This window comes from Streptomyces lomondensis (assembly GCF_014651035.1).
GTDB classification, from domain to species: Bacteria; Actinomycetota; Actinomycetes; order Streptomycetales; family Streptomycetaceae; genus Streptomyces; species Streptomyces lomondensis.
In genome coordinates this window covers 608,337-628,194 of sequence record NZ_BMWC01000004.1, presented here as the reverse complement: position 1 = coordinate 628,194, position 19,858 = coordinate 608,337, and the positions used below count along the sequence as shown (strand labels likewise).

20 protein-coding genes are annotated in these 19,858 nt (G+C 73.9%); 13 read left to right on the top strand and 7 right to left on the bottom strand.

The features are described 5' to 3' along the window. Positions 1-234: 234 nt before the first annotated feature. Entirely contained in the window at positions 235-1,305 is a 1,071-nt protein-coding gene (locus tag IE255_RS17935; protein ID WP_190051271.1) for an O-antigen ligase family protein, read from the top strand. Positions 1,306-1,364: 59 nt separating this feature from the next. Here the strand turns inward: IE255_RS17935 and IE255_RS17930 are convergent, their stop codons facing one another. After that, the gene (locus IE255_RS17930; protein ID WP_190051270.1) at positions 1,365-1,919 is read right to left on the bottom strand and encodes a hypothetical protein; all 555 of its coding nucleotides are present in this window, start codon (positions 1,917-1,919) and stop codon (positions 1,365-1,367) included. 113 nt (positions 1,920-2,032) lie between these two features. Further along, positions 2,033-2,818 carry a glutamate racemase gene (locus tag IE255_RS17925; RefSeq protein ID WP_190051269.1) on the bottom strand — a complete coding sequence of 262 codons (786 nt, stop codon included), beginning with the start codon at positions 2,816-2,818 and terminating at the stop codon, positions 2,033-2,035. A 39-nt stretch (positions 2,819-2,857) separates the two neighbouring features. Between IE255_RS17925 and IE255_RS17920 the strand changes: the two genes are divergently transcribed. Then, positions 2,858-4,051: a glycosyltransferase gene (locus IE255_RS17920; RefSeq protein ID WP_190051268.1), complete on the top strand. Its 1,194-nt coding sequence runs from the start codon at positions 2,858-2,860 to the stop codon at positions 4,049-4,051. A gap of 16 nt (positions 4,052-4,067) precedes the next feature. Here the strand turns inward: IE255_RS17920 and IE255_RS17915 are convergent, their stop codons facing one another. Further along, positions 4,068-5,321: a TerD family protein gene (locus IE255_RS17915; RefSeq protein ID WP_190051384.1), complete on the bottom strand. Its 1,254-nt coding sequence runs from the start codon at positions 5,319-5,321 to the stop codon at positions 4,068-4,070. 298 nt (positions 5,322-5,619) lie between these two features. Here IE255_RS17915 and IE255_RS17910 point away from each other — a divergent pair, with 298 nt between their 5' ends. From IE255_RS17910 to IE255_RS17895, 4 genes are all read left to right on the top strand, one after another. Further along, positions 5,620-6,048 carry a DUF6643 family protein gene (locus IE255_RS17910; RefSeq protein WP_190051267.1) on the top strand — a complete coding sequence of 143 codons (429 nt, stop codon included), beginning with the start codon at positions 5,620-5,622 and terminating at the stop codon, positions 6,046-6,048. A gap of 43 nt (positions 6,049-6,091) precedes the next feature. Then, a complete protein-coding gene (locus IE255_RS17905) occupies positions 6,092-6,985 on the top strand; it encodes an MOSC domain-containing protein (RefSeq protein WP_190051266.1) in 894 nt (297 codons plus the stop codon). A 120-nt stretch (positions 6,986-7,105) separates the two neighbouring features. Next, positions 7,106-7,711, top strand: coding sequence for an Rv1733c family protein (locus tag IE255_RS17900; RefSeq protein WP_190051265.1), 606 nt, complete (start codon positions 7,106-7,108; stop codon positions 7,709-7,711). 226 nt (positions 7,712-7,937) lie between these two features. Further along, positions 7,938-10,376 (top strand): right-handed parallel beta-helix repeat-containing protein, encoded by a 2,439-nt coding sequence (locus IE255_RS17895; protein WP_190051264.1) that lies wholly within the window; start codon positions 7,938-7,940, stop codon positions 10,374-10,376. Between the two features lie 8 nt (positions 10,377-10,384). Here IE255_RS17895 and IE255_RS17890 read toward each other — a convergent pair whose 3' ends face one another. Next, positions 10,385-12,721, bottom strand: coding sequence for a hypothetical protein (locus IE255_RS17890; protein WP_190051263.1), 2,337 nt, complete (start codon positions 12,719-12,721; stop codon positions 10,385-10,387). Positions 12,722-13,013: 292 nt separating this feature from the next. On the opposite strand from IE255_RS17890, the gene IE255_RS17885 reads away from it, so the two are divergent. Together IE255_RS17885 and IE255_RS17880 are read left to right on the top strand one after the other, a co-directional pair. Then, complete coding sequence (locus tag IE255_RS17885; protein WP_190051262.1) at positions 13,014-13,844, top strand: DeoR/GlpR family DNA-binding transcription regulator; 831 nt, start codon at positions 13,014-13,016, stop codon at positions 13,842-13,844. A gap of 63 nt (positions 13,845-13,907) precedes the next feature. After that, positions 13,908-14,378: an SRPBCC family protein gene (locus IE255_RS17880; RefSeq protein WP_190051261.1), complete on the top strand. Its 471-nt coding sequence runs from the start codon at positions 13,908-13,910 to the stop codon at positions 14,376-14,378. Positions 14,379-14,480: 102 nt separating this feature from the next. Here the strand turns inward: IE255_RS17880 and cds1 are convergent, their stop codons facing one another. After that, positions 14,481-15,605: an L-cysteine desulfhydrase Cds1 gene (gene cds1 / locus IE255_RS17875; RefSeq protein WP_190051260.1), complete on the bottom strand. Its 1,125-nt coding sequence runs from the start codon at positions 15,603-15,605 to the stop codon at positions 14,481-14,483. A 351-nt stretch (positions 15,606-15,956) separates the two neighbouring features. Here cds1 and IE255_RS17870 point away from each other — a divergent pair, with 351 nt between their 5' ends. Continuing rightward, the gene (locus IE255_RS17870; protein WP_190051259.1) at positions 15,957-16,280 is read left to right on the top strand and encodes a hypothetical protein; all 324 of its coding nucleotides are present in this window, start codon (positions 15,957-15,959) and stop codon (positions 16,278-16,280) included. Positions 16,281-16,463: 183 nt separating this feature from the next. Next, entirely contained in the window at positions 16,464-16,997 is a 534-nt protein-coding gene (locus IE255_RS17865; protein WP_190051258.1) for an ATP-binding protein, read from the top strand. A gap of 99 nt (positions 16,998-17,096) precedes the next feature. On the opposite strand, the gene IE255_RS17860 is transcribed toward IE255_RS17865, so the two are convergent. Both IE255_RS17860 and IE255_RS17855 read right to left on the bottom strand, forming a co-directional pair. Continuing rightward, complete coding sequence (locus tag IE255_RS17860; protein ID WP_190051257.1) at positions 17,097-17,237, bottom strand: hypothetical protein; 141 nt, start codon at positions 17,235-17,237, stop codon at positions 17,097-17,099. 90 nt (positions 17,238-17,327) lie between these two features. Next, entirely contained in the window at positions 17,328-17,615 is a 288-nt protein-coding gene (locus IE255_RS17855) for an SHOCT domain-containing protein (RefSeq protein ID WP_190051256.1), read from the bottom strand. Between the two features lie 167 nt (positions 17,616-17,782). Between IE255_RS17855 and IE255_RS17850 the strand changes: the two genes are divergently transcribed. Genes IE255_RS17850 through IE255_RS17840 form a run of 3 tightly spaced genes read left to right on the top strand, consistent with a single transcriptional unit; the run spans position 17,783 to position 19,857 of the window. Next, positions 17,783-18,361, top strand: coding sequence for a TetR/AcrR family transcriptional regulator (locus tag IE255_RS17850; protein ID WP_190051255.1), 579 nt, complete (start codon positions 17,783-17,785; stop codon positions 18,359-18,361). Positions 18,362-18,370: 9 nt separating this feature from the next. Continuing rightward, the gene (locus IE255_RS17845; RefSeq protein ID WP_190051254.1) at positions 18,371-18,949 is read left to right on the top strand and encodes a DUF4865 family protein; all 579 of its coding nucleotides are present in this window, start codon (positions 18,371-18,373) and stop codon (positions 18,947-18,949) included. After that, the gene (locus tag IE255_RS17840) at positions 18,946-19,857 is read left to right on the top strand and encodes a phosphotriesterase family protein (protein ID WP_190051253.1); all 912 of its coding nucleotides are present in this window, start codon (positions 18,946-18,948) and stop codon (positions 19,855-19,857) included. The genes IE255_RS17845 and IE255_RS17840 overlap by 4 nt, the downstream gene beginning before the upstream one ends. The last annotated feature ends 1 nt before the right edge of the window (position 19,858 follow it).

The window sequence follows — 19,858 nt, the reverse complement described above, 5'->3', positions numbered from 1 at the left end:
ACGCGACGGCCGCACGGCTCCGGTCGCGCCGCGCGGGACAGCGGCGCCCTTCGCCCCCCGGCACCGCAGCAACGTTCCTGCTCATTTCGTCACGACACATCCCCAAACCGCCCACCAGCCGTTACGGTGTGCCGAAGCCTCAGTCGCGCGGCCGGTGGCCGTCTGTGCGGCCGGGGTCTTCACGGCTCGGGGGCGACGGGGTGCGGGGGGCGGGGCGGGGTGGGTTCCAGTGGAATGACGTCTGCGTCCCGGCCGGACGCGGACAGCGAGAGACGGATCGTTCCGGACGCGGCGGGCGTCGTGGTGCTGGGGGCGTGCGCCGGCTGGTCCCTGATCACGGGGGCCGTGCGCGACGGCCGGCCCGAAGGCGTACTGCTCGCGGTGCTGGCCGTGGCCGCCGGGTACGCCGCCGGGCGGATCAGCGGGGCGCTGCTGCCGGTGGCCGCGCCCTGCGCCGGCGCGCTGGCCGGTATCGGGCTGACCGTGGCCGTTCCGCATCTCGCTCCGGGTCCGCAGATCACGGCACCCCTGGGGCATGCCGGGGCCACGGCGGCCGTGCTGACGCTGTCGGCCGGTGCCGCGTGCTGTGCGGCCTGGGCCACTCCGGTTCCGGTCATGCGGTTCGCGCTGCGCCTCGTGGCCGCCGGGACCGCGGTGCTGGCTGCCGCGCTCGGCTCGACCACCGGTTGCGTCACCTGTGCGGCGGTGCTGCTCTGCTCGCTGGCCGCCGGCCACACCCGGCGCCGCGGCGCCGGCCTCGCCGTGCTGGCCACGGTCGCCGTCCTGGTGACCGGGCTGACCTGGGCGATCGCCGCCCGGGCCGTACCGGGCGGGCTCGGCACCGCCCTCGAGGAGCGCCTCACGCCGCACCGAGTCGAGCTGTGGCAGGACGCGTGGGACCTGCTGCGGGAGGACACCGTCGTGGGGGTCGGCCCGGGCCGGTTCGGGGAGCTGAGCGCGACGTCCGCCCAGTCGCTGCTGTCCGACGGCAAGCCCCACTCGGCGCCGCTTCAGCAGGCGGCCGAACAGGGCGTCGTCGGCGTGGCCCTGCTGGCGGCGGCCTTCGGCTGGGTGCTGTACGCGCTGTGGCGCGGCCCGCGGCCGACGCCGGTGGCCCTCACGGCGGGCGCGGCCCTGACGGTGCTCGCCGCCATCGCCGCGATCGGCAACGCGCTGAGCTTCACCGCGGTGTCGGTGGGTGCGGGCCTGCTGGCGGGCATGGCCACGGCACGCCCGCTCACCGAGGAACCGTCGAGCCGCGCGCCGGACACACACCCACGCGACGCGGGACGCACTCCTGCGTGATGACCGAGTCGCGGCTCAGGGCCTGTCAGATCAGAGGTCTCGTCAGAGGTCCCGGCACCTCAGTGCGCCGCAGCGCCCGGCTTCCTGGGCCGCAACCGCGCCTTGATGACCCGTACGGCCGCCTCCGCGTCGTCCACCGTGATCGTGAAGGTGTGCCCGTCCCACAGCTCCAGCACGACGCCCTCCCCCTGGCGTACGACCACCGCGGTGCCCTTCTCCGGCCGCCACCGGTAGCCCCAGCCGCCCCAGTGGCGGGGGGTGACATGCGAGGTGTACGTGGCGCCCGCCACCTGGGAGAGCGGGATACGGCGGCGGGGCAGGCCGATGTGGCCGCAGCGCACCTCGAGGTGGTCCTCGTCGACCCGCAGGGCGACGTGCACGAAGGCGAGGGTTCCGAAGAGGACCAGCAGCCCAGCGGCGATGCACCCGACCACGGCCATGACGAGCGGCGCCGAGCCGGACGTCCACGCCGAGTCGACGGCCAGCTCGATACCGAGCGCCATGCAGGCCGCGCCGCCGAGCGCCAGCAGCCACTGGACGCGGTTGGTCGCACGGCCGGTCCAGACGTCGGGATGCGCGGCAGAGGCGTTCTCGCCGTGGCGGTGGTCCCTCATACACATGAGGGTACTCAGGTTTCGCTCCGCTGGTATCTGTGGCGGAGCGTGACTGCGCCGGCCGGGCGTCGGGCTCTTCCGGCTCGCCGGCGGCCGTCGGTGACCGGAGCCGGTCAGCCGGCCGGGGTGACCGCGTGCAGCAGCCGCCCTTCCTCGTACGCCAGGGCCGGCGCGGGCAGCAGGCCCTCGCGTCCGCTCAGCAGCACGGTCAGGGTTCCGTGCGGCGTGGCGCCCGGAGCGGGCTGCTTGCCGAGCCGGCGCAGGGCCTGGGCGGCCACGGCGCCCGCGGAGCCGTGCAGTACGAGGGGCGGGCGGCCGGGGCGCTGGACGGCGGTGCGGATGCGCTCGGCGACCAGTTCGTAGTGCGTGCAGCCGAGGACGACGGTGGTCACCTCCTCCGGGGTGAGTGCGGCGGCCGCGGTCACGGCGGCGTCGATCGCCGCCTCGTCCGCGCGCTCCACGGCCTCGGCGAGGCCCCAGCACGGCACTTCCGTGACGGGCACGCCGCCGGCGAAGTCCCGGATCAGGGTGCGCTGGTACGTGCTGCCGGTGGTGGCCGGGGTGGCCCAGATGGCGAGGGGCCCGCCACCGGCCGCGGCCGGCTTGATCGCCGGGACGGTGCCGATGACCGGGAGCTCCGGTTCCAGGCGGGCGCGCAGGGCGGTGAGCGCGTGCACGGTCGCGGTGTTGCAGCCGACGATCAGGGCGTCGGGGCGGCGCGCGGCGGCCGCCTCGGCGACGGCCAGGGCGCGCTCGGTCAGTTCCTCCGGGGTCCTAGGACCCCACGGCATGCCCTCGGGGTCCAGGGAGAGCACGAGATCGGCGTCGGGGCGCAGCCGCCGCACCGCGGCGGTGGCCGCCAGCAGACCGATTCCGGAGTCCATGAGCGCGATCTTCACCCGATCACGATAGACGATGAGCCGTCCCGGGCCGGCCCCGTGGGGCAGACTGCGCGCGTGAGCGCCGTTGTGTGGACTGCCGCTGGATCACTTCTCGCCTGGCTGTGGCTGCTGCTCTGTCAGGGCTTCTTCTGGCGCACCGATGTGCGACTGCCCCGGCGCCGGGATCCGGACGCGTGGCCGTCCGTGTGCGTCGTCGTCCCGGCCCGCGACGAGGCGGCGGTGCTGCCCGCCGCGCTGCCGTCGCTGCTCCTCCAGGACTATCCGGGGCGGGCGGAGGTCTTTCTCGTCGACGACGGCAGTTCGGACGGCACCGGTGATCTCGCGCGGGAACTGGCACGCCGGCACGGCGGGCTGCCGCTGACCGTGGACTCGCCGGGCGAGCCGCCCGCGGGCTGGACGGGCAAGCTGTGGGCGGTGCGCCACGGCATCGGCCTGGCACGCGCGCGTGACCCCGAGTACCTGCTGCTGACCGACGCCGACATCGCGCACGCGCCGGACAGTCTGCGGGAGTTGGTGGCGGCGGCCCGTTCCGGAGGGTTCGACGTGGTCTCCCAGATGGCCCGGCTGCGGGTGGAGAGCACGTGGGAACGGTTCGTCGTGCCCGCCTTCGTGTACTTCTTCGCGCAGCTGTACCCCTTCCGCCGGATCGGCCGGGCGGGGACGCGGACGGCGGCCGCCGCCGGTGGCTGCGTCCTGCTGCGGGCGGAGACCGCCGAGCGGGCGCGGATCCCGGACGCGATCCGGCAGGCCGTCATCGACGACGTGGCGCTCGCGCGGGCCGTCAAGCGCGGCGGCGGCCGCGTCTGGCTGGGGCTCGCCGACCGGGTGGACAGCGTCCGACCGTATCCGCGGCTGGGCGATCTGTGGCGGATGGTGTCGCGCAGTGCCTACGCCCAGCTGCGGCACAACCTCCCGCTGCTGGCGGGGACGGTCGCCGGGCTGGCGCTGGTGTACCTGGTGCCGCCGGTGGCGGTCGTGGCCGGCCTGGCCGCGGGCAGCGCGGCGGCATCGGTCGCCGGCGGCCTCGCCTGGCTCGTGATGACGGGGACGTACGTCCCGATGCTGCGCTACTACCGGCAGCCACTGTGGCTCGCCCCGCTGCTGCCGTTCACCGCCTTCCTCTACCTCCTCATGACGGTCGATTCGGCGGTGCAGCACTACCGGGGGCGCGGTGCGGCCTGGAAGGGCCGCACCTATGCGCGCCCGGACGCCGTGCCCGACGAGGGCTGACGGCCGCCGGGCGGAGTCACTTCCTGCCGGGGGTCCAGTTCATGCCCCATCCGTAGGCGTGGTCGACGGTCCGTTGCGGGCTCACCCCGCGCTCGGGCACCAGGTAGCGCGCCTCCCGCTGGACGACCAGGTCGCCGCCGGTGTTGGTGATCAGGGCGAGCGCGCACACGGGCGAGGGGATCGTGCACTCGTCGAGGGAGAAGTCGATCGGGGCGCCGTGCTGCGGCTGGAGCGTGACGGTGGCGTGCAGGTCGGCGAAGGAGCGGGCGCCTTCGTAGATGGTGACGAAGACGAGGATGCGCCGGAAGGCGTTCTTGTGGTCGAGATTGACGGTGAGGTTCTCACCGGCCGCCACGGCGCCGGTGCGGTCGTCGCCGTCGAGGTGGATGTACGGGGGCTGGTGCAGCGCGCCGAAGGCGTGGCCGAGGGCCTGTACGACGCCCTTGCTGCCGTCGGTGAGTTCGTACAGCGCGCACAGGTCGAGGTCGAGGTCGGAGTGCAGCGCGGCCGGGCGGCCGAACTTGCTGCTCCACCCCGAGAACTGCTTGCGCACTTCCCAGTTGAGGTTCACGTGCAGGGCGCCGGAGGTGCCGCCCTGCTTGGTGAGCGAGACGGAGGGGGACGCCTTGGTGAGCGTGACCTTGGTGAGGCGGACGGGTGCGGGCGGTGTCGCCGAGGGCGTGGCAGGGGGCGGCGGGGCGGCCGGCTGTGTCAACGGCGGGGGCGTGGGAGCCGCGGCGGGGGCCGCCTGCTGCGGCTCGTCCACCGTGATGCCGTAGTCCGTGGCCAGGCCTTCGAGTCCGCTGCTGTAGCCCTGGCCGACGGCGCGGAACTTCCAGGCGCCCTGGCGGCGGTAGAACTCGCCGAGGACGAAAGCGGTTTCGGTGGTGGCGCCCGGGTTGTCGAAGCGGGCCACCGGGGTGCCCTGGGCATCCTGGACCTCGATGTACAGGTCCGGGACCTGCCCGAACGTGCCGCTGTCGGCGGAGGCGGCGAGGACGACCGTCTCGATCGCGGGCTCCACGCGCGCGAGGTCGACGAGGAGCGTGTCGGTCACCCGGCCGTCGGCGTTCCGCTTGCCCTCGTGGCGGATCGCGCCGGAGGAGTGCGCGGGCTGGTTGTAGAAGACGAAGTCCGCGTCGGAACGCACCTTTCCGCTTATCAGCAGCAAAGCGGAGGCGTCGGCGTCGGGTACGCCCGGTCCGGTGCGCCAGCCCAATTCCACGCGCAGCGCCGCGGCGGGCACAGGAGTATTTGAACCTTTCAACATTTGCATGTCCGCCCCCATTTGCGTGTCACCGCGCCAGGCACATCCCGGCCGTCCGTCGACTTCCGTTCGCACAACCTATTCCTCCGCGCGGCGAACTCCCATGCGCGGCCGACCGGAAGACCGGCGGCCAACCTCCGGTAACCCGCCCGGAACTCGGCCTTTACACGATCAGCACCCCGTTCGGCGCCCCATTTTGCCGAGTTCGCTCGCATTGGGGATCCCCGGTCACTGAGGACACGGAAAACAACCCTCTTATCGGTCTCCCCAACCAGCACATCGTGGGCTTAACTTATGTGCCATGACCTCCCCCCGCTCCACCTATGGCGGCGGCTACTACTCCGCCTCCTTCCCGGACACCCCGATCTACGACAAGCTCGTCGCCGAGCGGGGCACCCCGCAGATCGCCCCGATCCGGGTCCCCGCCCAGTACGACGTGCCGGGCGGCAACCTGCCCGCCCTCCCGTCGGCGCTGCCCGCTCTGCCGGCCGCCCCGTCCCAGCCTGCCTACGGCTATCCGCAGGCGCCGCAGCCCGCCCCGCTCCAGCAGGCGCCCGCGGCGTACATCCCGCAGCAGGCCACCGCACCGCGCGGCTATCCCGGCCCCCAGCCGCAGCAGCCGCGCCCGGCGGCGCCCGCGGGCTACGAGGCGATGCGCCCCGCGGCTCCCCGTCCCGCTCCGGCTCCCTACCAGGACCCGTACAACAACCAGCAGTACCGCGGTTACTGAGCCGCACCCGGGGGCTGTCGGTGCCGGCTGGCACGATGGCCCCATGGGGAACGCACACGTGCACTCGATTCACATCCATCCGGTCAAGGCGGTCCGGGGCCTCGCGCCCCGGGAGGCCGTCGTGGAGCCCTGGGGGCTGGCCGGGGACCGTCGCTGGGTGCTGATCGACGACGGGGGAAAGGTCGTCACGCAACGCCAGCAGCCGCGCCTCGCGCAGGCCGCCGCCGAACTGCTGCCCGGCGGCGGTGTCCGGCTGTCCGCCCCCGGCATGCGGCCGCTGACGGTGCCCGTTCCCCGGTCGATCGGGGCCGTGCCCGTGCAGATCTTCCGCGACAAGGTCGAGGCGATCCCGGCCGAGGACGAGGCCGCGCACGCCTGGTGCAGCGCCTACCTCGGCATCGGTGCGCGTCTCGCCTTCATGGACGATCCGGCCGCGTGCCGGCCCGTCGACCCCGAGTACGCGCGGCCCGGCGAGACCGTCTCCTTCGCCGACGGCTATCCGCTGCTGCTCACCACGACGGCCTCGCTCGACGCCCTCAACACCCTGATCGCACAGGGCGACCACGCGGACGAGGGCCCGCTGCCCATGAACCGCTTCCGGCCGAACGTGGTCGTGTCGGGCACGAGCGCCTGGGCCGAGGACGACTGGTCGCGCCTCGCCATCGGGGAGGTGACCTTCCGCGTCGCGAAGACCTGCGGCCGGTGCGTGGTGACCACCACCGACCAGGGCACCGGCGAGCGCGGCCGCGAGCCCCTGTACAGCCTGGGACGGCACCGACGGCTCGACGGCAAGCTGGTCTTCGGGCAGAACCTGGTGCCCCTCTCCCGGGGCACGATCCGGGTCGGGGACCCGGTCACGATCCTCGACCAGCGCGGGCAGCAGGTCTCCCGCAGGGGCGGGAACCGCGCCACGGGGCCGGGCGTTGGCCCTGTGTGAGAAGTCCATGAGAAGGCCATGAGAAGGCCCGGAGAGAGGTGATTTCGCTCTCTCTTCACCGGGTCCGCGCGTGGACGGCTCCGCCGGGGGTTATCACGGAGCCGGAAGGGGGTGCAGGCGGTGCGAGCGATCAGCGGACTCTGGCGCTGGCGGCGCAACCCGCTGTGCCGCGCGACCGATCTGGCCGAGGCATGGGTCGCGCTTGCGGCCCTGCTGCTGATCCTCCTGGTCGCCCCGGTGGCCGGATTCCTCGTCGGGGGCACCGCCCAGGACGCCTTGCAGCGCTCCGTCCGGGAGCAGCACGAGGCGCGGCATCCGGTGACGGCCACCGTGGTCCGCAAACTCGACCGCTCCCCGCTGGACGCCGACCCGGAGACCTCCACCGGCCGGGATCTGCGCAACCGCGTCCTCGCCGACTGGACGGCACCGGACGGCACGGAGCACCAGGGCCCGGTCCTGGCGAGCCTCAAGGACCCCCGGCAGGGCGACGAGTTCCGGATATGGACCGACGGGCACGGCCGCATGGTGGTCCGCCCCCTCGACTCCGCGACGGCGTCGACGCACGCGGTCCTCGCCGGTCTCGGCGCGGCCCTGGCGGCCGGCGGCCTCATGGAGGGCGGCCGGCGGCTGATCGTCTGGCGCATGGTCCGCCGCCGGTACGCCCGTTGGGACCAGGCATGGGACAAGGCGGGCCCGGACTGGGGCAGGACGGGCACCGGCAGCTGACAGCCTTCCGGCTCTGGTCAACCCACCACCCGCGCGCACGCTACGGTGGTCCGGCCGAACCGTTCGGCACAACCCGCGCGCGCGAGCCGGAGGGACGCGCCGGGTGTCGATGCCGCGTGCGCGCGCAGGCCCGAGGGCCGGGCACGGCAGCGGCCCCGACACCGGCCGCAGCGTCCCGAGGGCGAACGAGCCATCAGTACGACCGAGGTGGGGGCACAGCTACACCATGGCACAGGGCACGGTCCAGGTGACGCACACCGGCACGTCGCGGTGGCGGCGCCGCACGGGCGAGTACGCATCGCTCGCCGCCGCCCTGGAGGCCGCGGCCGACGGAGACGTCCTCACCGTCGCCCCCGGCACCTACCGGGAGAACCTCGTGGTGCAGCGCGCGGTGACCCTGCGCGGCCCCGACGGCTCCCCCGGCTCGGTGCGGATCGCGCCCGTGGACGGGGTTCCGCTGACCGTGCGCGCCTCGGCGGTGGTCCAGGACCTGTACGTGGAGGGCCAGGACGCGGCCGCCCCGGCCGTGCTGGTGGAGGAGGGTACCCCGGAGCTGCGGGACGTGCGGGTGGTGACGCGCTCGGCGGCCGGGATCGAGGTCCGCGGCAGCGCCCGGCCCACGGTCCGGCGCTGCGCGGTCGACAATCCGGCGGGCATCGGCATCGCCGTACTGGACGGCGCGGGCGGGGTGTTCGAGGACTGCGAGGTCGTCGCGGCCGGCCAGGCGGGCGTGGCGGTGCGCGGCGGCGCCCACCCGCGCCTGGAGCGCTGCCGGGTGCACCACACGTCGGGGTCGGGCCTGTCGGCGACCGGGGAGAACTCGGCGCTGGAGGCGGTGGGCTGCGAGATCTACGAGGTGCGGGGCAGCGGTGTGCAGATCACCGGCCGGGCCACCGCCCACCTCACCGACTGCGATGTGCACCGCACGACCGCCGACGGGGTCACGCTCGACACGGACGCGGTGCTGACGCTCGCCGACTGCCGCATCCACGACATCCCGGAGAACGCGGTCGACCTGCGTTCCCGGTCCGTCCTCACGCTGACGCGCACGACGGTGCGGCAGTTCGGACGCAACGGCCTGTCGGTGTGGGATCCGGGCACACGCGTGGACGCCAACCAGTGCGAGATCTTCGACAGCACGGGCGACTACCCGGCGGTGTGGGTGAGCGACGGCGCCACCGCCGTACTGGACTCCTGCCGGGTGCACGACGTGCCGGACGCGCTGTTCGTCCTGGACCGCGGCTCGCGCGCGGACGTCGTCGACAGCGACCTGTCGCAGGTGCGCAACACGGCCGTGTCGGTGAGCGACGGCGCGACCGCGCAGCTCGACGACTGCCGGATCCGGGACGCGGCGACGGGCGCCTGGTTCCGCGACCACGGCAGCGGCGGCACCCTCAGCAACTGCACGCTGGACGGCACCCAGACCGGCGTGATCGTCACCAAGGGCGCCGACCCCACCGTGGAGCGCTGTACGGTCGACTCCCCGGCGGAGGCGGGCGTCTACGTCTCGGCCGGCGGCCGCGGCAGCTTCCTGAACTGCCGGGTCACGGGCAGCGGCGGCTACGGCTTCCATGTGATCGACGGCAGCCGTACGACGCTCAAGAAGTGCCGTACGGAGCGGTGCGCGCGCGGGGGCTACGAGTTCGCGGACAGCGGCGCGGATGCGGCCTCCGGGGCGGGCCCGCTCGTCGAGGACTGCACGAGCGACGAGAGCGCGGGGCTGCGGGCGCCCGCGGCTCGGGAGACGGCGGTGCAGACGGTGAGCCACTCCCCCGGCGGCCTGCTGGGCGCGGTACCGGAGCAGCGCACCGAACCGCAGCCCCCGGCCCCGGCCGCGGAGCCCGAGCAGTCGGCCCGCAGTTCCAAGGACGTCCTCGGTGAGCTGGACGCGCTGGTGGGCCTGGAGAGCGTCAAGCGCGAGGTGCGCGCCCTCACGGACATGATCGAGGTCGGCCGGCGCCGCCAGCAGGCGGGCCTGAAGGCGGCGTCGGTCAAGCGGCACCTGGTCTTCACCGGCTCCCCGGGCACCGGCAAGACGACGGTCGCGCGCCTGTACGGCGAGATCCTCGCCTCCCTCGGCGTGCTGGAGAAGGGCCACCTGGTCGAGGTGTCCCGGGTCGACCTGGTCGGCGAGCACATCGGCTCGACGGCGATCCGCACGCAGGAGGCGTTCGAGAAGGCGCGCGGCGGCGTGCTGTTCATCGACGAGGCGTACGCGCTGTCCCCGGAGGACGCGGGCCGCGACTTCGGCAAGGAGGCCATCGACACGCTGGTGAAGCTGATGGAGGACCACCGGGACGCGGTCGTGGTGATCGTCGCGGGCTACACGGCCGAGATGGAGCGCTTCCTGTCGGTCAACCCGGGTGTCGCCTCCCGTTTCTCACGGACCATCACCTTCAGCGACTACGGCCCCGAGGACCTGCTGCGGATCGTGGAGCAGCAGGCCGAGGAGCACGAGTACCGGCTGGCGCCGGGCGCGGCTCAGGCCCTCCGGACGTACTTCACGGATCTCCCGAAGGGCCCGGCGTTCGGCAACGGCCGTACCGCGCGGCAGACCTTCGAGGCGATGGTGGAGCGGCACGCGAGCCGGGTCGCCCAGCTCGCGGAGCCGAGCACGGACGACCTGACCCTGCTCTTCGCCGAGGACCTGCCCGAGCTGCTGTGAGGATCCGCCTAGGCGGCCGGCGGCTCGGGCGTGTGACGTGGTGACGGCACCTCCGGCCGCAGCCGGGCCAGCAGCTTCCGGCGCTCCTCGGCGAACGCCGGATCGGCCTGGTAGTCGGAGTGGCCGAGGATCGGCGCGGGCAGTGGCAGCAGGTCGGTGCGGCCGTAGGCGAGGGGGTCCTTCAGGGGCACGTGGTCGACCTGGTCGCCGGGCAGGCGCACCGGGCCGCCGATGGGGTCGGTGAGCCGGTACAGGTTGCGCCAGCAGTCGACCTCCCGGTGCAGGGAGCTGAGCGCGGCGGGCCCGAAGTGCGCCGGGAACCAGCGGCCGTAGAGGCGCTCCAGGGGGGAGCCGTAGGTCAGCAGCGCGACCCGTTTGCGGGTGGACGGGGCGAGTTGCCAGGCCGCGGCGGCGGCGAGCACGCTGCCCTGCGAGTGCCCGGAGATGACCAGCCGGCCGCCGGTGACCCGGGTCCAGGTCGCCATCCGCCAGGTCAGGTCGGGCACCGCGCGCTCGGCGTAGCAGGGCGGGGCGAAGGGGTGGGCGGCGCGCGGCCAGAAGGTGCCGACGTCCCACAGGATGCCGATGGTGCGGCGCGCGGCGGCGTCCTTGTAGGCGCGCCGGCCCCAGGTGACGAAGAGGAGGAAGCCGAGGCCGATCAGCCAGGAGCCGAGGGCCTGAGCGGTCTCGGCGGCGCCGTGGACGACGGGGTACGTGCCCCGCGCGGCCTCGCCCGGTGTCTGGTCGGTGGCGAGTGCGCCCACGAGGGCTCCGGCGCCGAGCAGCAGGGTGACGCCGGAGGTGACGGCGACGATGCGGGGCCCTCGGTCGGTGAGGGCGGCCATGGCGCGGGCGTAGGCGACGCGGCGGGTGCGGGCGGGGTCCAGGGCCTCGTCCGGGTAGTCGCGGGCCACGGCGTCGCGCTCGGCGCGGGCGAGCTGCCAGGCGCGGTGGGCCAGCCAGCCGAAGAGCCCCAGCAGGACGACGAGCAGCGGCGGGATCACGGACGCCTGCCAGGTCAGCAGGACCGGCGGGCCCTTGATCGACGTGCCGGTGCCGTCCAGCCAGTCGGACACGCGCTGGGACACCCCGCCGGACATGACACTGCCCAGGGCGCAGGCCAGCATCGCGACGGCCGGTCCGCCGAGGCCCCGCAGCACGGCCCTACGGTCGGGGTCGGTGCGGTGCAGGGCGTGGGCGACGACGCCGAGGACGATCACGAGCAGGCCCTGGACCAGGGCGAGGCCGCCGAAGGTCGCGTCGCCCGGCAGCCGCCCGGCCGACTCCCAGCCGGGCCGCTCCCACCCGGCGTACAGCAGGGCGAGGGCGAGCAGGGCGAGAGCGGCGAGCGGCAGGCGCCGTACGAAGCGCTCGTCGAGCTCCTGGTCCAGGCGCTTCTCGCTGCGGCCCCGGCGGCACACCACCCAGACCACGGCGACGGCGCAGGCGGCGAGGGCCGCTTCGAGGAGCAGGCCGAGGGTGTTCAGTACGGCGGGGCCGCCGGGCTCGCGGTCGTGGCGGGCGGCGGCGCTGCCGACCGCGGCGGCGACCGTCAGCAGGCCGGCGGTGGTGTGCGCGGCGCGCAGCCGGGCCACCAGCCGGCGCCCGTACCAGAAGCCGGGCCGGCCGAGCGCGGTCGGGCCGGGGTCCTCGTCGGGTTCGGGGTCGCGGGCGATCGGCTGCTGGGACTCGTAGTGGCTCCAGGTGCGCCGGGACAGGTACCACAGCAGGCCGGTCAGGGCGGTGGGGACGAGGGCCGCGAGGGCGAGCCTGCGGCCGGGGCTGCTCCACCAGCCGCCGGCCGAGACGGTGGGTGAGAGGAAGCCCAGCCAGGAGTGGCGGTCGGCGCAGGCGGGTGTGCCCGCGCACTGCCAGGCCGCCAGGTCGAGGGCGACCTCGCAGGCCGCCGCGACGAGCAGCACCGTCAGGGTGAGCCCCGTGAGCCGCACCAGCAGGCCGTACAGGCGCACGGTGCGGCGGCGGCCGTGGGCGCTGGGGCGCATCCAGTGGGCGAGGTTGACGACCATGAACGGCAGCAGCAGCAGCCACAGGGCGCGGGTGCCGTTGCCGGAGGTGAGGTTGCACCAGACGTAGGCCTCGGGCACCGGTCCGTCCCGGCGGTGGGCGTCGGGGCTGTTCTCCGCGTCGACGTCGTCGGCGCGCCGGAAGACGGCCGCGATGTCGTCGCCGGTGATCCGCTCCGTCCGCGGGTCGTTGAGCATCTCCTGCGGCGTGGTGCCGCCCACGCCGTGGACCAGGAGTTCCAGGGCGGTCCCGGTCTCGCCGGTCCGCGTGGCGGTGCCGTCCGGTCCGCCGGTCGACGCATGTTCCTGCGCACGTTCCACTGATTCGCACTTCCCCCGTGACACGCCGTCGGCTCTGCCCGTGCGGGCACAAGGATCTCCACTTCCGCGGCGCTCCACACCTGCTGTCACGGAATCTCCCCGATCCGTGACACGACGGAGCGGCAGAGGACGCCCCGAGGTGACATGTGCGCGACGAACAGTCGGTGGCGCCGTACGCTCCGCGACATGCGAGGATGAGACGTCCGCGCACCGGAGCCGGGAGGAATGTCCTGGTTGGGGCGGGTGCGCAGGGCGTGTCGGACGGCATTGAGGCGAAAGGACCGGAGCGTACGTGAGCGAGAATCAGAACCTCCTCGCGGAGCAGCGGCGATCCCTGATCCTCGACGAGGTCCGCCGCCGGGGCGGAGTGCGGGTCAACGAGCTGACCCGCAAGCTCGGCGTGTCGGACATGACGGTCCGCCGCGACCTCGACGCGCTCGCCCGCCAGGGCGTGCTGGAGAAGGTGCACGGCGGGGCGGTCCCGGTGGTCGAGGCGAGTACGCACGAACCGGGCTTCGAGGCCAAGTCGGGCCTGGAACTGACCGCCAAGGAGGACATCGCGCGGGCCGCGGCCAAGCTGGTCGCGCCGGGCGCGGCGATCGCCCTGTCGGGCGGTACGACGACGTACGCGCTGGCGCATCAGCTGCTGGACGTCCCGGATCTCACGGTGGTCACCAACTCGGTGCGGGTGGCCGACGTCTTCCACGCGGCGCAGCGCACCTCCGGTCCCCGGCAGGGCGCGGCCACGGTCGTGCTGACCGGCGGTGTGCGCACGCCCTCCGACTCCCTGGTGGGGCCGGTGGCCGACCAGGCGATCGCGGCGCTCCACTTCGACCTGCTGTTCCTCGGGGTGCACGGCATATCGGTCGAGGCCGGCCTGTCGACGCCGAACCTCGCGGAGGCCGAGACGAACCGGCGGCTCGTGCAGTCGGCCCGGCGCGTGGTGGTGGTCGCCGACCACACCAAGTGGGGCAAGGTGGGCCTGAGTTCGTTCGCCTCGCTGGAGCGGGTCGACACGCTCGTGACGGACGCCGGCCTGCCGGAGGAGGCGCGCGGCGTGGTCGCGGAGCATCTGCGGCGGCTGGTCGTGGCCGGGGAGCCCGAGGAAGGTGCAGACATCTGACGGGCCGCCAGTTAGGGTGACGTCCCCGGTCACCGCCCGCTCGTGCGAGGGAGGGCTTCGCCCATGGCTCACCGTCTGCGCCCGGTGGGGCTCGACTTCGTCGGGACCGCGCCCGTGCGGCACGTTTTCGTGCGGGAGATCTCCGCCCCGGTGGCGGCGGTCTACCGCGCGCTGTGCGAGGACGTGCCCGGCTGGGCCGAGTGGTTCCCCCAGGTGGCGTCCGCCCGCCCCGTCGACGACGGCGCGGGGCGCGACATCACGCTCACCGGGGGCGTCCGGTTCCGCGAGTCGGTCATCGCGGCGGAGAAGCCCGAGGTGTACGCCTACCGCGTCGACGTCACCAACGTGCCCGGGGTGCGGGCGATCGTCGAGGAGTGGCGGCTCACCCCGTCCGGCACCGGCACCCGGGTGCGGTGGACCTTCGCCACCGACGGGACGGCCCTGTACCGGCTCGCGATGAGGCCGGTGCGTGCGGCCCAGGCACGCGCCTTCCGGGACGCCGTGACAGCGCTGGACCGGCGGCTGACGGCCTGAGGGCGTCGTGACAGCGCTGGAGACCGGCGGGCTGGCGGCCCGAGGACGTCGTGACAGCGCTGGACCGGCGGGCTGGCGCCCCTGAGCCCCGGGGCCCGGGGCTCAGTCGGGCCAGACGCCCGTCGCCAGGAGCGAGTCGATCGCGGTGGTGTAGGGCTCGATGTCCAGCCCCTGGGCGGCCAGCCAGGCGTCCGAGTAGTACTTGTCGAGATACCGGTCCCCCGGATCGCACAGCAGGGTCACGACGCTCCCCTGCCGTCCCTCGGACACCATCTCCGCGACGATCTTCAGCGCGCTCCACAGGCCCGTGCCGGTCGAGCCGCCCGCCTTGCGGCCGATGGCGCGCTCCAGGGCCCGTACGGCGGCGACACTGGCCGCGTCGGGCACCTTCATCATCCGGTCGATCGCGCCGGGCACGAAGCTCGGTTCCATACGGGGCCGGCCGATGCCCTCGATACGGGAGCCGCAGTCGCACGTGACGTCCGGATCGCCGGTGGTCCAGCCTTCGAAAAAGCACGAGTTCTCGGGGTCGGCCACACAGACGCGCGTGTCGTACTGCATGTAGTGAACGTAGCGCGCGAGGGTCGCGGAGGTGCCGCCGGTGCCCGCCGTGGCGACGATCCACGCCGGCTCGGGGAACCGCTCCAGGCGCAGCTGCCGGAAGATGGACTCCGCGATGTTGTTGTTTCCGCGCCAGTCCGTGGCCCGTTCGGCGTAGGTGAACTGGTCCATGTAGTGGCCGCCGGTCTCGGCCGCGAGGCGGGCGGACTCCTCGTACATCGTGCGGGGGTCGTCCACGAAGTGGCAGCGGCCGGCGTGGAACTCGATGAGGCGGATCTTCTCGGCGCTCGTGGTGCGCGGCATGACGGCGATGAAGGGCACGCCGATCAGCTTCGCGAAGTACGCCTCGGAGACGGCCGTCGAGCCGCTGGAGGCCTCGATCACCGGTCTGCCCGGCCGGATCCAGCCATTGCACAGGCCGTAGAGGAACAGGGAGCGGGCGAGCCGGTGCTTGAGGCTGCCGGTGGGGTGGGTCGACTCGTCCTTGAGGTACAGGTCGATGCCCCACCGCTCCGGCAGGGGGAACTGGAGCAGGTGGGTGTCGGCCGAGCGGTTGGCGTCGGCCTGGACTCTGCGGACGGCCTCTTTCAGCCACGCGCGGTAGGCGGCGTCGCTGTGGTCGACGTCGAGGGTGACGCCGGTCCGGGTCTGCTGGGGAGTGCTCACGAGGGGGGCTCCTAACGCTGCGCGCCGACGACGCGTCGCGCGGCCGACCCTCCGATCATAAGCACCTTGCACACGCTTCTCACCTGCATAAACGCATCTTTGAGCCCCCCAAAGCGCCCCCTGGGGCAGAGGCCGGGGCAAGGGGGCGCGCACTCCCGGGGGCGCATTGGGGTGTGTGCTGCGGGCGCCCCCCGCCGAGGGGGTCGCATGTACTGGTGCTCGACGCCGGGTCCGGGCAGACTGCACCGCGGGACGAGCCCCGGACGGGGCAGACTGGATCAGGACACGAGCCTGTGCCGGGCACCGCGCACAGCGGGCCGGTGCACCGACGCGCACAAGGGGGCGGGTGGCATGGCGGAGCCGGAGTTCAGGGCCACGGGCGTGCGGATCGGGAAGCGGCTGCGTTCGCTCACCCGGGCGGGGCAGGTCCGGATCAGCGATGGCCGGCTCGAGCTGCTGACCAGTTACGGCAGTGAGATCGACAGCGCGCCGCTGCAGGCCGTGCGCGCCTCCAAGCCCTGGTTCGGCCCCGATGACCGGGCCACGGCGGATCTCAACGGCAAGCGGTACCTGCTCACCCTGGGCGACCACGACCCCGCCCCGGGCGAGCCGGGCCCGCCGGCCGCGCGGCGCTTCATCGAGGCCGTGCGCCGGGCGGCGGGGCGCGGCGACTGAGATGTCCGCGAGTTGCGGTACCCCACCCCGTCCGTCACTCTGGTCTCACGTCACTCTGGGTTTACCGGCGATAACGCTGCGAACCAGCCCGCCGGCCACGACAGCGGGCGGCAGTGTCACGAAGACGCCCTGCTGGATCCGAACTCCGTGTTCTTCCGGACCTCACGTCGGGGAGTCGCAGCCGTGATCAGCTACCCAAGCAGGCACTGCACGGTGGAGCTCCAAGCCCTGCCGTCGCGGATCGGCCAGGTCCGCAGAATCGTATCTGCGCAGTTGCGCTACTGGCATCTGGACGCCCTGATCGACCGGGCCTCGCTCGGTGTGACGGAACTGCTGTCCAACGTCCACCGGCACGCCCAGCCCGACAAGACCTGCACCGTGGAGATAGAGCTGCTGCTCGACCGGCTCACGGTCTCGGTGCGTGACCACGATCCGCGGATGCCCGTGGTGGACGACGCCGAGCCGCTGGCGACCTGCGGGCGCGGGCTCGCGATGGTGGCCGCCATGAGCGAGAGCTGGGGCGTCCGGCCGGACGGCGAGTCCGGCAAGGTCGTGTGGTTCACGCTGCCGACGTCCTCCCCCGCGGTGGCCGCTCCCGCGCGCCGGTCGCGGCGCGCGGTCCAGGAGAAGCCCGCACGCAGGTTCGCCGAGGTCGGGCACTCCGCCGACGGGCTCCGGCCCGACCATGCTCCCGCCCGGTCGGCCGTTGCCGGTTGACCGGGCGGTGACCACCGTTCGAGACGGCGGTCGCCGCCGGGGCATACGCCGCCGGGTGCGGTAATCCGGGGCATACCCCGCCCGGCGGCCGCGGGCGGCTCAGCCGGCGGTCGCTGCCGTGCCGGCCCGGAGGATCCGGGCCGGGCGGTCGGCCGGAGTTTCGCCGACCTTGCCGAAGACCCATACCTGGCGGCCGCCACCGCCACCGAAGGCCACGCCGACGGCCGCATGGCTGTACACCGCGTGTGCGTGGGCGCGGAAGAGCCGGGCGAACGCCTGCGGATCACCGTCCCGCAGCCGGGCGCGCAGAGCCCGAGTCGGCCGGGATGTTCATCCACCACCGCCCTTGGCATGGCGCCCGAACTCCTCGTTCAGCACGGAGAGGCGGCGCCAGTACTCGTCCTCGTCGATGTCGCCGGAGGCGAAGCGGTGGCCGAGCACCGCGATGGGTGAGTTGTCCGCGACGGTCTGCTGCCGCCAGGGGCCGCCGCGGCGTCCGCGCCACACGGTGCGGCGCAGCAGCGCGATGCCGCCGCCGATCACCAGCGCCCAGATCACCGGGAAGAGCAGGATCCAGGGGCCGGGCCCGCCGTCCTCGAAGTGCGCCAGGGTCTGCATGTCGTCCACTCCTCGATCGCTTGGCCGATGTCGATGTCTCGTTCCGAGAGTGGCCCCGCAAGGGCGCCCGGGGCGTCGTACGGCCAGCGGCAGTGCGCGTACCTCGTGGGGAGTAGGCGGGCGGGTCGCGGATGCTCCTCGCGACCTCGACTTCTGTAACTACTGGTATGTACAGTGAGGGCATGAGCACCTCGGAACGGCTGATCGAGTCCACCCGCGAGCTGCTGTGGGAGCGCGGCTACGTGGGCACCAGCCCCAAGGCGATCCTGGAGCGCGCGGGCGCTGGGCAGGGCAGCATGTACCACCACTTCAAGGGCAAGCCCGATCTCGCTCTGGCCGCGATCCGGCGGACCGCCGAGGAGATGCGGGCCATCGCCGCGGGCGTACTCGACGGCCCGGGAACGCCCTACGAGCGCATCGCGGCGTATCTGCGGCGCGAGCGGGACGTGCTGCGGGGCTGTCCCATCGGCCGGCTGACCATGGACCCGGACGTGATCGCGAGCGCCGAGCTGCGCGCGCCGGTCGACGAGACGATCGAGTGGCTCCGGGGCCGGATCGCCGCGCTCGTCGAAGAGGGCAAGGAGCAGGGGCAGTTCGCGCCCGGTCTGGACGGCGGGGAGATCGCCGCGGCCGTCGTCGCGACCGTCCAGGGCGGCTATGTCCTGGCCCGCGCCTCCGGCTCCCCCGCCGCGTTCGACGCGGGGGTGCGGGGGCTGCTCTCCCTGCTGACACCACGCACCTCCTGAGGAGATCTCTTGCACGCCATGCAGTACGAGCTCACCCTGCCCGCCGACTACGACATGGACGTCGTCCGGGACCGCGTCGCCCGGCGCGGGAGGCTGCTCGACGACTGGGACGGGCTCGGCGTCAAGGCCTATCTGATGCGTGAGCGCGGCCTGCGCGGCTCGCCGGTCAACCAGTACGCGCCCTTCTATCTGTGGCACACCGTCGAAGGCATGAACGCCTTCCTGTGGGGCGGCGGGTTCCAGGGGCTCAGCGACGACTTCGGACGGCCGTCCGCGCGGCAGTGGACGGGGCTCGCCTACGAGGAGGGGCAGGGTTCGCGGGCGCGGTTCGCCGTGCGCCGGCGTCAACCGGTGCCGGGCGGTGGGCCGTTGGCCGACGTCGTGGAGGGCGCGGTGGACGAGGTCCGGCGGCTGGCCGCCGAGGGCGGAGCCCTGCTCGCCGCTGCCGCCGTCGACACCAGCCGCTGGGAGCTGGTCCTTTTCTCCCTCTGGGAGCATGAGGCGCCCGAGGCGGGCGGCGACGTGTTCGAGGTGCTGCACCTGTCGGCGCCGGGCCGGGACCGGCTGCCCCGGGGGCGGCAGTGGTGAGCGCGGTCCGTACGGTGCTGGGGGACGTGCCGCCCGGGGACCTCGGTGTGTGCGACGCCCACGACCATGTGTTCTTCGCCAGTCCGCGGCTGCCCGGCCAGGAGCTGGGCAGCGTGGCGGCGGCGCGGGCGGAGCTGGCCGCCTTCCGGGAGCAGGGCGGCGGGGCCGTGGTGCAGTGGACGCCGTACGGGCTCGGGCGGCGGGCCGCCGATCTGCCGGCGCTGTCGCGGGAGACCGGCGTGCACGTGGTGGCGGCGACGGGTCTGCACCAGGACGTGCACTACGACGAGGGCACCCTCGCCGGGCTGCGGGGCCGGCTCGCCGACGTCTTCGTCTCCGAACTCACCGACGGCATCGGGACGTCGGGGGTGCGGGCGGGGCTCGTCAAGGTCGCGGGCGGCTACCACGCCCTGGACGCGCACGCCCGCTGGACCATGGCGGCTGCGGCCGAGGCGCATCACGCGACGGGTGCGCCGATCGCCGTGCACCTGGAGCTGGGCACCGGCGCGCTGGACGTACTGGACCTGCTGTGCGGGGAGTTGGGGGTGCCGCCGCACCGGGTGGTGCTCGGGCATCTGAACCGGTCCCCCGACCTCGTGGTGCACCGGCAGGCGGCCGAGTCCGGCTGCTACCTGGCCTTCGACGGCCCGTCACGCGGGAATCACGCCACGGACTGGCGGATGCCGGACGCCGTACGGGCCCTGGCCGACGCCGGGTTCGGCGACCGGCTGCTGCTGGGCGCGGACACCACGACGGCCGCCGCCCGCTCGGTGGACGGCGGCCCCGGGATGCCGTATCTGCTGCGCCGGGTGCGCCCCCGGCTCGTGCACGCCGTGGGCGAGGAGCTGGTGGGGCGCATCCTCACCGAGAACCCGGGCCGGGCGTTCGCGGCTCAGTGGCGGCGCTGAC

Coding starts and splice junctions, on each gene's coding strand:
- IE255_RS17935 (WP_190051271.1), top strand. CDS start 235: ATGACGTCTGCGTCCCGGCCGGACGCGGACAGCGAGAGACGGATCGTT.
- IE255_RS17930 (WP_190051270.1), bottom strand. CDS start 1,919: ATGAGGGACCACCGCCACGGCGAGAACGCCTCTGCCGCGCATCCCGAC.
- IE255_RS17915 (WP_190051384.1), bottom strand. CDS start 5,321: ATGTTGAAAGGTTCAAATACTCCTGTGCCCGCCGCGGCGCTGCGCGTG.
- IE255_RS17910 (WP_190051267.1), top strand. CDS start 5,620: ATGACCTCCCCCCGCTCCACCTATGGCGGCGGCTACTACTCCGCCTCC.
- IE255_RS17905 (WP_190051266.1), top strand. CDS start 6,092: ATGGGGAACGCACACGTGCACTCGATTCACATCCATCCGGTCAAGGCG.
- IE255_RS17895 (WP_190051264.1), top strand. CDS start 7,938: ATGGCACAGGGCACGGTCCAGGTGACGCACACCGGCACGTCGCGGTGG.
- IE255_RS17880 (WP_190051261.1), top strand. CDS start 13,908: ATGGCTCACCGTCTGCGCCCGGTGGGGCTCGACTTCGTCGGGACCGCG.
- IE255_RS17870 (WP_190051259.1), top strand. CDS start 15,957: ATGGCGGAGCCGGAGTTCAGGGCCACGGGCGTGCGGATCGGGAAGCGG.
- IE255_RS17855 (WP_190051256.1), bottom strand. CDS start 17,615: ATGCAGACCCTGGCGCACTTCGAGGACGGCGGGCCCGGCCCCTGGATC.
- IE255_RS17850 (WP_190051255.1), top strand. CDS start 17,783: ATGTACAGTGAGGGCATGAGCACCTCGGAACGGCTGATCGAGTCCACC.